We start from the raw sequence: 13,668 nt of genomic DNA, 5'->3' as shown, positions 1-13,668 counted from the left end.
TAAAGACGCGCCACACCACAGGCGCGGAGAGGTGCCGGAGTGGTCGAACGGGACGGTTTCGAAAACCGTTGTGGATGAAAGTCTACCCAGGGTTCGAATCCCTGTCTCTCCGCCACTTCCAACTACTTGTTTGGCTTGCCAATCTGGTCCGGTACGCCGAAATACTGCTGGCCGAATGCCGGAATGCGTACTGTGACGGCTTGGTGGTTGCATGCGTCAGCCATGTTGCGCCGACAAGGCGAGCCAGGCCATCAGTCAGAGCGTCGACGCATATGCCTGTGGTGGCCGTTTGCCGGTTCGTGTAGCAGATGGCCTGCACTGAATTTTCGTGTCGCAGCTTTTTTCACCAGCAATGGGGCCACCCGATGCGTCGATTCATGTGTCCGCAGTGCGGCAATCAGGTGCACTTCAACAACAGCCAGTGTTTCACCTGTCATGCCGTTCTCGCCTATGCGCCGCTCGAGGATCAGTTGGTCGGGCTGACACCGGACATGACCGCACCATCCGGCAGAACATGCTGCAGCAATCGTGAAAAAATCGGCTGCAACTGGTTGCGCGAAAGCAATGACTCAACGGGGCTTTGCCTCAGCTGTCTTCACACCACGCGAATCCCTGACACCTTCGACCCGATCAAGGCCGGGCATTGGAGCCGTCTGGAACGCGCCAAGAGGCGGCTGTTCTATGCGCTGATCAAGTTCGGCCTGCCTCTGGAACCTCAACCGGATCGCACCACCGGCTCGCTCATGTTCGAGTTCCTGAGCGATGAGATCAAGCCAGACGGCAAGGTGAAACGGGTGATGACCGGGCACGCCAGCGGGTGCATCACGATCAACATCGAGGAGGCCGACGATGCGATACGCGAAAAGCACCGGACGGCCCTGCGCGAACCCTATCGAACCCTGATCGGGCATTTCCGGCACGAAGTCGCGCATTACTACTGGGAAAAGCTGATCGTCGGGCAAGACATGCTGGATGCGTGCCGCGCGACCTTCGGGGACGATCGCGCGGATTATGGCGCGGCGCTGAGGGCCCACTACGCCAACGGTCCCAGGCCGGATTGGCAGCAATCCTTCGTCAGCTCATACGCCTGCGCCCACCCATGGGAGGATTTCGCGGAAACCTGGGCGCATTATTTCCACATGGTCGGCGGCTTGGAGACGGCCTATGCCTATGGCCTGAACCCGCAGCCCATCATTCCGGGCGCGCCGCAGCTTGTTCAGCTGGACGATCCCTATCATGTTTCCGATCATGCACAGCTGCTGGAACACTGGGTCCCGCTCACGGTCGCGATGAACGCGATGAACCGGGCCATGGGTCATCGCGACTATTATCCCTTCGCCCTGACGCCCGTCATCTCCGACAAGCTCAAGTTCATCCACGATCTGATCGAGGCGCAATAAACCCGGGTCAGAAACCGGGCTTGCGGCGCAGATCCAGGGTGAACGGGAATTCCGGATGCGGCATTTCCGGCGCCGGGGCATAGGCCCCCGGATTATGTCCATGCGCCTCGAACCGGGCCAGACGCCGCGCCTCGGCCTCATTTCCGTTGACCGGGAAGGTGTCGTAATTCCGTCCGCCGGGGTGGGCGACGTGGTATTTGCACCCTCCGACCGCGCGACCGGTCCAGCTGTCGTAGATGTCGAAGACCAAGGGTGCATCCACCTCCAGAACCGGGTGCATGGCGTTCGAGGCCTGCCAGGCCTTGAACCGCACGCCCGCCACGCCGACCCCGCCCTGCCCGGTCGCTTGCAACGGGACTTTGCGCCCGTTGCAATGCACGTGGTAGCGGTCGTGACCCGCCGCCGTCAGTTTGACCTGAAGGCGTTCCGTCGAGCTGTCGGTATAGCGGACCGTTCCACCGATCGCGCCGGTTTCACCCAGCACATGCCAAGGTTCCAGAGCCTGCCGGATTTCCAGCTGGACGCCGTCGGTTTCAACCTCGCCGCAGAACGGGAACCGGAACTCGGCTTGGGCTTCGAACCATTCGGGGCGCATCTCGAAGCCATGTTCGGACAGGTCGCGCAGCACGTCCTTGAAATCATCCCAGACGAAATGCGGCAGCATGAACCGGTCGTGCAGGCTGGTGCCCCACCGGACGAAAGTTCCCTCCAGCGGCGATTGCCAGAGCCGCGCGATGATGGCGCGGACCAGAAGCTGTTGCGCAAGACTCATCCGCGGGTTCGGGGGCATCTCGAAGCCGCGAAACTCGACCAGCCCCAGCCGTCCGGTCGGGCCGTCGGGCGAAAACATCTTGTCGATGCAGATCTCGGCGCGGTGCGTGTTTCCCGTGACGTCCGTCAGCATGTTGCGCAGCAGTCGATCCGGCAACCAGGGCGTGGCGGGATTGGCCTCGCCTGCCTTGGGGATCTGGGCCAGCGCGATCTCGAGTTCATAGAGGCTGTCGTGGCGCGCCTCGTCGATGCGGGGCGCCTGACTGGTCGGGCCGATGAAGAGGCCGGAAAACAGGTAGGACAGACTGGGGTGCCGCTGCCAGAACAGGATCATGCTCTTGAGCAGGTCCGGGCGGCGGATGAACGGGCTGTCGGCGGGCGTGGCGCCGCCGACGACGACGTGATTTCCGCCGCCGGTCCCGGTGTGCTTGCCGTCGATCAAGAAGGCGTCAGCGCCAAGACGCGTCTGGCGCGCGGCCTCGTACACCGTCTCGGTGATCTTGACGCAGTCCGCCCAATTGGCGGCGGGGTGGACATTCACCTCGATCACGCCCGGGTCGGGGGCGACGCGGATCACGTTCATGCGCGGGTCATCGGGCGGCGAATACCCTTCGATATGAACCGGCAGGTTCAAGGCCTTGGCCGCCCTTTCGGTCGCCGCGACCAGATCCAGATAATCCTCCAGCTTTTCGACGGGCGGCATGAAAATGCACAGGCGGCCATCGCGCAGCTCGACCGACAAAGCGGTGCGCACGGCGCCGCCCAACTCGCCAAGCTCCTGCTCGACCCGCTCCTGCACCGCCGCACTTGCCGCAAAGGACGCCTGCTTCTGTTCCCGCGCGGCGGGTTCCGTCACGGGGTCCGGCAGGGGGTCGCGGGGAACGGTCGGATCCTGGGTGTTGATGTAGGGATAATCCGAGGCCGGGACATGCGGCAGCGTGCCGAGCGGCAGGCGGTAACCGACCGGGCTGTCCCCGGGAACAAGAAAAAGGTTGCCGCGCCGGGTCTTCCACTTCTCCGACCGCCAGGCACGCCCCGCGGCTTTCGCCTGCCAACGCTGGACCGGCAGGACATAGCCAGATGGCTTCGTCAGCCCCCGGGCGAAGACGCGGGCGATGCGGTACCGCTCCTCGGGGTCTTCCAGCTTGGAGTTCTGCGGCGTCACGTTCTCGGGCAGGTTGCTTTCCTTGGCGATCCAGACCGCCGGATCCTCGTAGGCGGGCACGACAAAGTCCTGCGCGACGCCCAGTTCGTCGGCGATATGGGACAGCAGCACTTCGGCATCTTCGGCCTTGGCACCGCTGTCCGCGTCTTCGCGGGCAATCAACGTGTCGTCGGACCAGATCGGCTTTTCGTCGCGACGCCAATAGAGCGAGAACGTCCAGCGCGGCAACGTCTCTCCGGGGTACCATTTGCCCTGGCCGAAATGCAGGAACCCGTTCGGCGCGAATTCGTCCCGCAGGCGCCGGATCAGCGTATCGGCAAGTCCGCGTTTCGTGGGGCCGACGGCAGAGGTGTTCCATTCGTCCGCCTCGAAATCGTCGATCGACACGAACGTGGGCTCCCCGCCCATGGTCAGGCGCACGTCGCCTGCATCCAGGGCCGCATCGACCTTCGCCCCCATCTTGTCCAGCGCCTCCCAGGACTCGTCCGAGAACGGCTTGGTAATGCGCGGATGTTCGGCCACGCGGTCCACCCGCATGTCGAAGTTGAAATTCACTTCGGCAAAGCTGGCCGCGCCCGAAATGGGGGCCGCATTGCGGTAATGCGGGGTCGCGGCAAGCGGGATGTGGCTTTCCCCGGTCAGCAGCCCGGAGGTCGGATCAAGTCCGATCCAGCCTGCACCCGGCAGATAGACCTCGCACCAGGCATGCAGGTCCGTGAAGTCCTTGTCGGTCCCGGCGGGTCCGTCGATCGCGACAAGGTCGGGCTTCAGCTGGATCAGGTAGCCGGACACGAACCGCGCCGCAAAGCCGAGGTTTCGCAGAACCTGCACCAGCAGCCAGCTGGTATCCCGGCACGAGCCCCTGCCCGTCTGAAACGTCTCCTCCGGTGTCTGCACACCGGGCTCCATGCGGATCACATACCCGATCTCCTGCGCGAGGCGCGCGTTCAGGCCGACCACGAAATCGACGGTGGTCTGCGGGCTGCGGTCGATGGTCGCCAGGAAGTTGTCCAGCAAAGGGCCCGTCGCCTCGGGCGTCCGATAGATCACCAGATCGGGGGAAATGTCCTCAGGGTATTCGAAGGGCCACTCCTTGGCGCTTTCCTCGACGAAGAAATCGAACGGATTGTAGACCGTCATGTCGGCGACCAGATCGACCTCGATCTTCAGTTCGCGGACCGGGTTCGGAAAGACGAAGCGCGCCAGCCAGTTGCCATAGGGATCCTGCTGGTAGTTCACGAAGTGATCGGCGGGCGAAACCCGGAGCGAATGTGAGAGCACGCGCGTCCGGCTGTGCGGTGCGGGGCGCAACCGGATGACCTGCGGCCCGAGCGAGACGGGGCGATCATACGCGTAGTGGGTCAGATGGTAGATGGCGGCTTTGATCGACATATTCTTCTTTCCAGCACCGGTTGTGCATCTTGTTTCTTGATCTTCTTCGTATGTCTTCAGGTTTCGAACGCATTCCTGTCGCACTTTGACGCAAGCGATCTCATGTCAATCATGTCGGCTCCGATACTGTCACGGTCTTGCGGCCCGGTCCCTTATCGGCCGACCCGCGTCCCGCAGGCAATGACCCTGCAACAGGGGTAACAGGCCGTGCAGTGCGTTGCCATGGCTAATCCATTGGCCGCAGGGCCTCAGGCCTGGCTTGCCGTCAATCGGTCGTGGAAGTCGCGCAAAAGCGATGTCAGCACATCGGCCACCTTGCGCGATGCATGCGACAGGTTGCGGCGGGGGTCGAGCACCAGGCTCAGGCTCTGCGGCTTCAACGTCGTGTCCGACAGCCGGATGAACCGAAGATCCCCGGACAGAAGCTCCAGAATGGCATCCATCTGGGACGTGATGGTCAGGTGTTGTCCCTGCCTCAGGACCTGCTTGAGCAGCTGCGGTGAATTGGTCACCAGAACCGGCTCCGTCGGCTCGAAAATCCAGCTGTGGCTGCGGTCGAGGTACTGACGAACCGGGAGCACGCGGCTTTGCGCGGCGATCGGGAAACTGGCCACATCCTTCAGGGCGACTCCCTTCCTGTCCCAAAGCGCATGGCCCGGGCCAACCAAGCAGCCGAAGGGGAGCGACGCCGTCCACAGCACATGCCGATGCTTGTCGGGCGGCAGGTTGAACGCAAGGGCCAGATCGGTCAGCCCTTCCTCCAGATCCCGCGCCGCCTGTTGTGGCGGCATGATGTCGATGGACAGGTGGATGCCGGGATTGGTTTCGGCCACCTTGTGAACGCACGCCGGCAGGATCGAATTCGACAGGCTGTCCATTCCGGCAAGGCGGACCGTCCCGCTTTCGACGCCGCGCATCGACCGGAACGCGTCGGTCAGCCGCTCCTGATCGGCGCGCCACCGACGGGCCAGAAGAACGGCCGTTTCCCCTGCCGCGGTAAGGACCATGCCTCGTGGTTTGCGTTCGAAGAGCGGCATCTGGCATTCAGCCTCCAGCGCGAGGATGTGCCGATTGATGGCCGACGCCGCGATCCCGAGCGAGCGTGAGGCGCCCTGGATCGAACCCTCCCGCGCCACGGCCTCGAGGTAAGTCAGGGATCGGGGCAGAAGTTGCATCGATTTTACCATGGCCGCCGCCCTCCTGCTGTGCCGGTCATACACTTTTCGAGAATGCAGAATGCATTATTTTGAAATTGTGGGCAACGCAGGGCGACGCTAGCGTTGACCCATTCCGGAAGGTGACCCCATGACCCGTCCCAACCACAGTGACCGTTTTCTCGAGGCCCTGAACAGGGCCTCTGATGCGGACGCGGCGCGGATGCTGGACCCTATTCTGGAGCGGTCACCCTGGCTGGCCCGGCGGGTCGCCAATGCCCGACCCTTCACCGACATTGCAGAGTTGACGGCCCAGATGAGAGCACAGATCACTACGCTCTCCGACGATGAACGACTGGTTCTTCTGCGCGCGCATCCCGAGTTGGCACCGCCGGAGCCGGCACTCATGACATCGGCCTCGCAGGTCGAACAGGGCCGTCTGTCTCTGGATCGTGCGGATGACCAGATCGGGGCACGCCTGCGCCATCTGAACGACGAATACCGCGCGCGCCACGGCTTCCCGTTCATCATCGCCCTCCACGCGGCCCCGGATCTGACCGCAGTCCTTGCGCAATTCGCCTCCAGCCTGGACCAGAATACCGAAACCGAAATCGCCCGCGCCCTGGATGAGGTCGTCTCCGTGGCCTCGGCGCGGCTGGAGCGGGAGGCGTCATCGGCAGCACGCACATCGTCAGAGGGTCAACAATGAAGAACTTGACGCATGATACCGCGCCCGATGCGGCGAAACGGAGAGAGGACGAAACCCAGTCGTCAGTTGAGCCCCGTGGCGACGAAGCCCGGTCCGTCCCTGTCCTGGTCGCAATCCTCGGCGGTGTCGGCCTGTTGGCCCTGAGCCTCGTCTTCGTCATCGGCGGGGTAGAGCTTGGCGTCGGCACCCCGCGCAGGTTGGGGACCGGTGCGTTTCCGGTGCTGTCGGGCCTGACGCTGGCGATCATCTGCGTGGGCATCATCCTGGGTGACCTCAGAAACGGACACCTGGACGAGGTTCCCGACTGGATCTCTTTCTTCGCCATCGGCGCGGCGCTGGCGATCTTCGCCTTCGTGGCCGAGCGGTTCGGCCTTGTGCCCGCGGTGTTCCTCGCCACCATCACGGCCAGCCTGCCGGACCGGACGCTGCCCTGGATCGGGAAAGCGGCTTTGGGCGCGGGCGTTTCGCTGGCGTCCTGGGGCCTGTTCATCGGCGTCCTCGACCTGCCCTTCCGCGCCTACATGGGGTTCTGAGCGATGGAAATCCTGTCGAATTTCGGGGACGGCCTGTTGGTTGCGATGCAGCCGCAGAACCTTCTCTACTGCTTCGTCGGCGTCTTTCTGGGCACCTTCATCGGCGTTTTGCCGGGCATCGGGTCAATGGCCGCGATTTCGATGATCCTGCCGCTGACCTTCTATCTGGAACCGACCACGGCTTTGGTAATGATCGCCGGCGTCTACTACGGCGCGGAATACGGCGGGTCGATCGCCTCGATCCTGATGAATATCCCGGGCACGCCCTCCTCCTCCATTACCTGCATCGACGGCTATCCGATGGCGCGCGAAGGCCGGGCCGGCATCGCCCTTTTCGCCAGCGCCATCGCGTCATTCGGGGGCGGCATGATCGGGATGGTCGTGATGGCGGTCCTGGCCCCTGCCCTTGCCGCACTCGCGCTCAATTTCGGCCCGACCGAGTATTTCGCCGTCATCCTTCTGGGCCTCGTCGCCGCCTCTGCCGTCTCGAACGGCAGCCCGTTGAAGGGCGTAGCGATGGTCGTCGCGGGCCTGATGCTTGGCACGGTCGGCGTCGATCTGACCACGGGAACGGAACGCTTTACCTTGGGCATCCCGGAACTGCGCGACGGGGTCAGCCTCGTGATCGTGGCCATGGGCCTTTTCGGCGTGGGCGAGTTGATCGTGTCGATCAAGGCCAACCGCCACGGCGCGCAGCAGACCAAGCTAGACTACAAGAAATTCTATCCCAGTTGGGCCGAATGGCGCGCCATGGTGAAACCCATCCTGCGCGGCGGCGGCATCGGCAGCATCGTCGGCGCCCTGCCCGGCACGGGCCAGACCGTCGCCTCGGCCATCGCCTACGCCGTCGAAAAGCGCCTGTCGCCCAACAAGTCCAACTTCGGCAAGGGCGCCATCGAGGGCGTGGCGGTGCCCGAATCCGCCAACAACTCCGCCACCCAGACCGCCTTTGTGCCGACCCTGACGCTCGGGGTGCCGGGCAGCGCGTCCATGGCGCTGGTCATCGGCGCGCTGATGATCCACGGCATCACGCCCGGCCCCCGCCTTCTGGTGGAACACGCGGACCTGTTCTGGGGTCTGGTGGCCAGTTTCCTGCTTGGCAACATCATGCTGCTGATCCTGAACATCCCGATGATCGGGCTGTGGGTCCGGCTGCTCCAGATCCCTTACCGCTTCATGTATCCGACGATCATCGTGCTGATCTGCATCGGGGTCTATTCGGTCAACAACAACGTCTTCGACATCTGGCTGACGCTGCTGTTCGGATGGGCGGGCTACCTGATGCGGCTCTACCGGTTCGAGCCTGCGCCCCTCCTCCTCGGGTTCGTCCTGGGGCCGATGATGGAGGAACAGCTGCGCCGCGCCATGCTGCTGTCGCGCGGCGATCCCACCGTCTTCCTGACCCGGCCGATCAGCGCGGCGCTGATCGCGGTCACTGTCCTGCTTCTGATCTACGCCTTTGCCTCCGCCTTGTCGGCACGCAAGCGCGCCCGCGCGGCCATGACCGTGCCCTCCTGACGTCACCCATCCCCTGTCCCTGAAAGGTTCCGAACCCCATGAATTCCACCCTCTGCCTTGCCGTCACCGCCGCCGCCCTGATCGCCACATCCGCCCATGCCGAACCCGGCGCCTGGAGCGACGAGCCGGTGCGCATCGTCGTCACCTTCCCGCCCGGCGGCACCAGCGATCTGGTCGCGCGCCTTCTGGCGCAATACCTCGAATCCGAATTCGGCCAGCGGGCCGTGGTCGACAACCGCCCCGGCGCGGGCGGAACCGTCGCTGCCGACTATGTCGCGCAGCAGCCCGCCGACGGCACGACCCTGATCCTCGGAAACAACGCGCCATTCACCATCGCGCCGACCCAGTTCGACACACTTCCCTACGATCCGGTCGAAAGCTTCACGCATATCGCCAATCTGGGCGCATCAACCCCTGGTCTGTTCGTGCAGCCATCGCTCGGCATCACCGACCTGGACGGTTTCATTGCCGCGGCCAATGGTGACGGGATCACCTATGGGTCCTCCGGTGTCGGGTCGATCACCCATATCCTTGGCAATGCGGTGGATTCCGCGCTCGGGATCACGACGATCCACGTGCCGTACCAAGGCAGCGCGCCCGCAATTCAGGATTTCCGCGCCGGAGTCCTCGACGCCTTCTACGACTCGATGGCCCAGAACGCCGCGATGATCGAGGATGACGAAGTCGTCGCCCTTGCCATCGCCTCGCCGGAACGTTCGGTCCGTTTCCCCGACATCCCCACCTTCCGCGAACAGGGCTACGACGTGGTGATCGAGAACTGGACGGGCCTGTCCGGCCCCGCGGGCATGGACGCCGACATGGTCGCGACCATCCATGAGACGGTCGAATACATCATGGCCCTCCCGCCCGTCATCGAACAGATGGACACCTGGGGCATCAGCCACACCGAGATGAGCACCGAGGATTTCAACGCCTTCGTCGCCAACACCATCGAAGTCTGGCGCCCGCTCATCATCGCGGCCAACGTCAACGGCGGCTGATCCGCGATGGATGTGCCCATGGGCGAGACGACCGCACGGGGGGACCTTCTCCCCGTGCGGTTCATCCTCAACACCTTCTATTCGGGACCGCAGGCCTGGTTCTTTCTGGCCGACGACCGGGGCTACTTTCGCGACGAGGGGCTGGAGGTGTCGTTCACCGAAGGCAATTCGCTGGCCCGTGCCGTGAAGACCTTGGCGACCGGACCCTATGACGCGGGATACGGCGATCTGAACGAACTGGTCCGGATGCGCGCCGCGGGAGCCACGGAGACACCGGTTGCCGTCATGGCGATCCACCGGCGCGCGCCCTATACCATCGCCGTCGATGCGGCAGGCGGCATTCGCGGCCCGCAGGATCTGCGCGGCAAGCGGTTGATTTCGCACGATCAGGATGCCGCGTTGCTCCTGTTCCCGGAATTCTGCAAGGCGACGGGCCTCGACCCGGACGCGGTTCACATCACCATCTCGGGCCTGTCGCACAAGGTCATGGTGCCGCAAATGCTGGGCGGCGAATGGGACGGCATCTTCGGCTTCGTGAACACCGTCGCGGCGCAGGCCATCGAGGCGGGCGTGGACCCTTCGACCGCCTTGCGCCACCTCGAATGGGATCACCACGCACCGGCCTTCTATGGCGGCGCGATGATGGTCACGCAGGCCTTCCGCGCGGCCCACCCCAAGGCCGTCGCCGGTCTGTGCCGGGCCGTAAACCGGGGCCTTGCCGATACCATCACAGATGTGGACGCCGCCATCGACGCGGTCGCACGGCGCAATCCGCAGATCGATCGCAAGGCCAACCGCGCGCGCCTGATCGGAACCCTCGGACTGGAGATGCGCGACCCTTCGGGCGACGGCATCGGCCCCGCCGACCCGGACCGCCTTTGCGAAATCGCCCGGCTGATCGCCGAGGCGAAGGGATACGACAACCAACCCGCACCGGACGAAGTGTTCGATGCCAGCTTTCTGCCCGCCGCCGCCGAGCGCGCGGTCAATTCCCGCTACCCGCAGTGAAAGGGTCAAGACCTTGAAACTCGCCGTCATCTTTGTCGGACAGCTTCACGACCGGGGGTTCAACGCTGCCGCCCTGATCGGCGCGAACCGCGTGGCCGAACGGCGCGATGCGGATGTCGAAATCGTCGACGGTGTCGCCTATGACCCCGCCCAGATGGAGCGCGCCCTGCGCGATGCCGCCGGGCGCAGCGATGGCGTAATCTTCATCGGCGGCCAGGGGAATCTGGTCAGTCCGGTGGTCGCCGGGGAAACCCCCGACAAGGCGTTTGCCGTTGTCCAAGGCGATGTGAGCGGCCCCAATCTGGCCAGCTATGACGTCCTGCAGGAGCAATCCGCCTTTCTTGCCGGCTGCCTGGCCGCACGCCTGACCCGAAGCGGCATCATCGGCCATCTGTCGGGGCACCGGGTCAAGCCGGGCCTGAAAGGACGCGCCGCCTTCATCGCGGGCGCGCGTCACATTGATCCCGAAATCAGCATTCTGACCGGGTTCTGCGGCACGCAAGATGACAGCGCGACCACCCGGGCCTGGGCAAACGCCCAGATCGCGGCCGGGGCCGACATCCTTTTCACCATGCTCAACGGCGCGCGACAGGGGGCCATCGACGCCTGCCGCGCGGCTGGAACACGCCAGATTGGCAATGCACTCGATTGGTGCGTGATCGAGCCGGATGTGTTCGCCGCCTCGGCCGTGGCTCGCATCGATCTTGCGGTCGAACGGGCCGCCGCCGACATGATCGACGGTTTGCGCCCGTCTCGCGTGGAACATCTGGGCCTGGCTGAGGGTGACATGGTCGATCTGACGCTGGCCGAGGATGTGGACGCGACGATCGCCGCCGACATGGCGCGCCTTCGGAACGAGGTGGCACAGGGGGACATCCGCATCGCCACAGACTACGATGGGCCTGAATTCAGCCTTTGACCGAGGCGACGCGTCTCAGGCCCCGCCCCGGAACATCGAAAACCCCCAGGGCGTGAATTTGAACGGCAAGTGGAAATGTTCCTCGACCCGCGCGATGCCGAAGCGGAAGACGGCCAGGTCGACGAAGGGCGGGTCCGGAATGGCGACGCCTGCCTGCCGAAAGAATCCCCCGACATCGAATTCGACTTCGTACACGCCCGCGGATATCCCCGCCCCCTTGGCACCCTGATGGTCCAGAAGCCCGTCCTTGCCGCAGGGGCCCGCCGCAATCTGCGTGCGGTCCTGACCGTCGATCCGCCACAGACGCACGCCGAGGCCATGGGCCGGAATGCCCCGCGAAACATCGACCGCGTGAATGGAGATGCCGCCCGCTGGCGCGCCTGCGTCCTGTCCTGTCGCCTCAGAGGTCATCGACATCCCATCCCCGTCAGTCTGCTTCTGCCCCAAGGTCAGGGGCGACGACTACTCTAGCAACACCGCGCTGCAGGTAAACCTTGACGGACCATCCGCAGCCTTGCCCCGCCCATTTGTCGAACCGGCGTTGCCGCCCTCAAGCGCCCCCTGTCGGCACATTGGCCGATTTCGATGCCTTCAAGCGCTTCGCTCCTCCCCAAGTCATTGAAATATCTGGTACGTTTTCGATGCTGAACGACCCCGCTTTCCGAGGTCCAGGCGCGATCCGCAAATACCAACACTTGCGTCACGAAATATTTATAGTCCAAACCTACGTCTCGGAGGACTTATTGGGAGGGACTCATGAAACATCTTGCCACGGGCGCCTTGATCGCCACATCCACCGTGTTGGCGCCATTCATGGCCAGCGCGCAGACCGAAATCCAGTTCTGGCATGCCTTCACCGGCCGCCTGGGCGAGCTCGTCGCCGCGCAGGTCGAGGAATTCAACGCAAGCCAGGACGAATACGTTGTGGTCGCCTCGCACAAGGGCAACTACTCCGAAACGCTGAACGCGGGCATCGCCGCTTTCCGCGCGGGCGAGCAGCCTGAAATCCTGATGGTGTTCGAAGTCGGCACCGCGACGATGATGTCGGCCGAGGGGGCCGTGCGCCCGGTCGCAGAGGTGATGGCGGCCTCGGGCGCGGAGTTCGATGCCGATGCCTATATCGGCGCGGTCAAAGGCTATTACACCAGCTCGGATGGCGAAATGCTGTCTCTGCCCTTCAACTCGTCCACGCCGGTTCTCTGGGTCAACCGCGACCTGCTCGAAGGGGCGGGCATCGACCCCGACACGGACCTGTCCACGTGGCAGAACGTCGATGCCGTCCTGGACCAGCTGGCCGAAGCGGGCGTTGATTGCCCCATGACGACCGCCTGGCAAAGCTGGATCCATCTGGAGAACCTGTCGGCCTATCACGACGTGCCCTTCGCCACGAAGGACAACGGTTTCGCCGGTGTCGACACCGAGCTGGCCTTCAACGGCCCGGCACAGGTCGCGCACATCTCGGCCATGGGTGAATGGGCGCAAGAGGGCAAATTCATCTACGCCGGTCGTCGCAACGAGGGTGGCGCAAACTTCCGGGCGGGCGAATGCGCGCTCTTTACCGAAAGCTCCGCCGGCTATGCGGGCATCAAGGAAGAGGCGCAGTTCGCCTTCGACGTGCGCCCGCTTCCCTATTGGGATGGCGTCGGCAACAGCCCGCAGAACACCATCATCGGCGGTGCTTCCCTGTGGGTGATGGAAGGCCACGAGGCGGCAGACTACGAAGGTGTGGCCGAATTCCTGGCGTTCCTGTCCTCCACGCCCGTGCAGGCGAAGTGGCACCAGGACACCGGCTATCTGCCGATCACGAGCGCTGCCGCTGATGCCACGCGCGAAGCCGGTTTCTACGAGGAAAACCCCGGAACCGACGTCGCGGTCATCCAGATGACGACGAACGAGCCGACGGCCAATTCCAAGGGCCTGCGCCTCGGGTCGTTCGACCAGATCCGCGGGATCATCGACGAGGAGCTGGAGGCCGTCTGGACCGGTGACAAGGACGCCCAGGCCGCCCTCGACAGCGCGGTCGAACGCGGCAATCAGCTGCTTCGCCGGTTCGAGCAGGCAAACCGCTGATCACAAAGGCGCGGACGGCCCACAGGGG

11 protein-coding genes and 1 tRNA gene are annotated in these 13,668 nt (G+C 64.3%); 9 read left to right on the top strand and 3 right to left on the bottom strand.

Annotated elements, in window-relative coordinates:
• Positions 1 to 25 precede the first annotated feature (25 nt).
• Together BM002_RS01355 and BM002_RS01350 are read left to right on the top strand one after the other, a co-directional pair.
• Positions 26 to 115, top strand: a tRNA-Ser gene (locus BM002_RS01355).
• A 250-nt stretch (positions 116 to 365) separates the two neighbouring features.
• A complete protein-coding gene (locus BM002_RS01350) occupies positions 366 to 1,400 on the top strand; it encodes a zinc-binding metallopeptidase family protein (protein WP_092776544.1) in 1,035 nt (344 codons plus the stop codon).
• Positions 1,401 to 1,407: 7 nt separating this feature from the next.
• Here BM002_RS01350 and BM002_RS01345 read toward each other — a convergent pair whose 3' ends face one another.
• Positions 1,408 to 4,728: a transglutaminase family protein gene (locus tag BM002_RS01345; protein WP_092776542.1), complete on the bottom strand. Its 3,321-nt coding sequence runs from the start codon at positions 4,726 to 4,728 to the stop codon at positions 1,408 to 1,410.
• Between the two features lie 248 nt (positions 4,729 to 4,976).
• Positions 4,977 to 5,915, bottom strand: a complete 939-nt coding sequence (locus BM002_RS01340) for a LysR family transcriptional regulator (RefSeq protein WP_245749088.1) — start codon at positions 5,913 to 5,915, stop codon at positions 4,977 to 4,979.
• Between the two features lie 118 nt (positions 5,916 to 6,033).
• Between BM002_RS01340 and uraD the strand changes: the two genes are divergently transcribed.
• From uraD to BM002_RS01310, 6 genes are read left to right on the top strand one after another with little or no spacing between them, the layout of a single operon-like run.
• Complete coding sequence (gene uraD, locus BM002_RS01335; protein WP_092776540.1) at positions 6,034 to 6,591, top strand: 2-oxo-4-hydroxy-4-carboxy-5-ureidoimidazoline decarboxylase; 558 nt, start codon at positions 6,034 to 6,036, stop codon at positions 6,589 to 6,591.
• The gene (locus tag BM002_RS01330) at positions 6,588 to 7,124 is read left to right on the top strand and encodes a tripartite tricarboxylate transporter TctB family protein (RefSeq protein WP_092776539.1); all 537 of its coding nucleotides are present in this window, start codon (positions 6,588 to 6,590) and stop codon (positions 7,122 to 7,124) included. Before uraD ends, BM002_RS01330 begins: the two co-directional genes overlap by 4 nt.
• Before the next feature lie 3 nt (positions 7,125 to 7,127).
• The gene (locus tag BM002_RS01325; protein ID WP_092776537.1) at positions 7,128 to 8,642 is read left to right on the top strand and encodes a tripartite tricarboxylate transporter permease; all 1,515 of its coding nucleotides are present in this window, start codon (positions 7,128 to 7,130) and stop codon (positions 8,640 to 8,642) included.
• Between the two features lie 38 nt (positions 8,643 to 8,680).
• Positions 8,681 to 9,643 (top strand): Bug family tripartite tricarboxylate transporter substrate binding protein, encoded by a 963-nt coding sequence (locus BM002_RS01320; RefSeq protein ID WP_092776535.1) that lies wholly within the window; start codon positions 8,681 to 8,683, stop codon positions 9,641 to 9,643.
• Between the two features lie 18 nt (positions 9,644 to 9,661).
• On the top strand, positions 9,662 to 10,651 hold the full coding sequence (locus BM002_RS01315) for an ABC transporter substrate-binding protein (protein ID WP_175484768.1): 990 nt from the start codon (positions 9,662 to 9,664) through the stop codon (positions 10,649 to 10,651).
• A 13-nt stretch (positions 10,652 to 10,664) separates the two neighbouring features.
• A complete protein-coding gene (locus tag BM002_RS01310) occupies positions 10,665 to 11,570 on the top strand; it encodes a BMP family protein (protein ID WP_175484767.1) in 906 nt (301 codons plus the stop codon).
• Between the two features lie 15 nt (positions 11,571 to 11,585).
• On the opposite strand, the gene BM002_RS01305 is transcribed toward BM002_RS01310, so the two are convergent.
• Positions 11,586 to 11,987: a hydroxyisourate hydrolase gene (locus tag BM002_RS01305; protein ID WP_245749087.1), complete on the bottom strand. Its 402-nt coding sequence runs from the start codon at positions 11,985 to 11,987 to the stop codon at positions 11,586 to 11,588.
• Positions 11,988 to 12,326: 339 nt separating this feature from the next.
• Between BM002_RS01305 and ugpB the strand changes: the two genes are divergently transcribed.
• Complete coding sequence (gene ugpB / locus BM002_RS01300) at positions 12,327 to 13,640, top strand: sn-glycerol-3-phosphate ABC transporter substrate-binding protein UgpB (protein WP_092776529.1); 1,314 nt, start codon at positions 12,327 to 12,329, stop codon at positions 13,638 to 13,640.
• The last annotated feature ends 28 nt before the right edge of the window (positions 13,641 to 13,668 follow it).

The sequence above is a fragment of the Jannaschia pohangensis genome, from assembly GCF_900113875.1.
Lineage (GTDB): Bacteria > Pseudomonadota > Alphaproteobacteria > Rhodobacterales > Rhodobacteraceae > Jannaschia > Jannaschia pohangensis.
This window is presented reverse-complemented; position numbering and strand designations above follow the sequence as displayed.

What these genes read in the sequence shown, in the direction of transcription:
- BM002_RS01350 (WP_092776544.1), top strand. Translation starts at nt 366, where the DNA reads ATGCGTCGATTCATGTGTCCGCAGTGCGGCAATCAGGTGCACTTCAAC.
- BM002_RS01345 (WP_092776542.1), bottom strand. Translation starts at nt 4,728, where the DNA reads ATGTCGATCAAAGCCGCCATCTACCATCTGACCCACTACGCGTATGAT.
- BM002_RS01340 (WP_245749088.1), bottom strand. Translation starts at nt 5,915, where the DNA reads ATGGTAAAATCGATGCAACTTCTGCCCCGATCCCTGACTTACCTCGAG.
- uraD (WP_092776540.1), top strand. Translation starts at nt 6,034, where the DNA reads ATGACCCGTCCCAACCACAGTGACCGTTTTCTCGAGGCCCTGAACAGG.
- BM002_RS01330 (WP_092776539.1), top strand. Translation starts at nt 6,588, where the DNA reads ATGAAGAACTTGACGCATGATACCGCGCCCGATGCGGCGAAACGGAGA.
- BM002_RS01325 (WP_092776537.1), top strand. Translation starts at nt 7,128, where the DNA reads ATGGAAATCCTGTCGAATTTCGGGGACGGCCTGTTGGTTGCGATGCAG.
- BM002_RS01320 (WP_092776535.1), top strand. Translation starts at nt 8,681, where the DNA reads ATGAATTCCACCCTCTGCCTTGCCGTCACCGCCGCCGCCCTGATCGCC.
- BM002_RS01315 (WP_175484768.1), top strand. Translation starts at nt 9,662, where the DNA reads ATGGGCGAGACGACCGCACGGGGGGACCTTCTCCCCGTGCGGTTCATC.
- BM002_RS01305 (WP_245749087.1), bottom strand. Translation starts at nt 11,987, where the DNA reads ATGTCGATGACCTCTGAGGCGACAGGACAGGACGCAGGCGCGCCAGCG.
- ugpB (WP_092776529.1), top strand. Translation starts at nt 12,327, where the DNA reads ATGAAACATCTTGCCACGGGCGCCTTGATCGCCACATCCACCGTGTTG.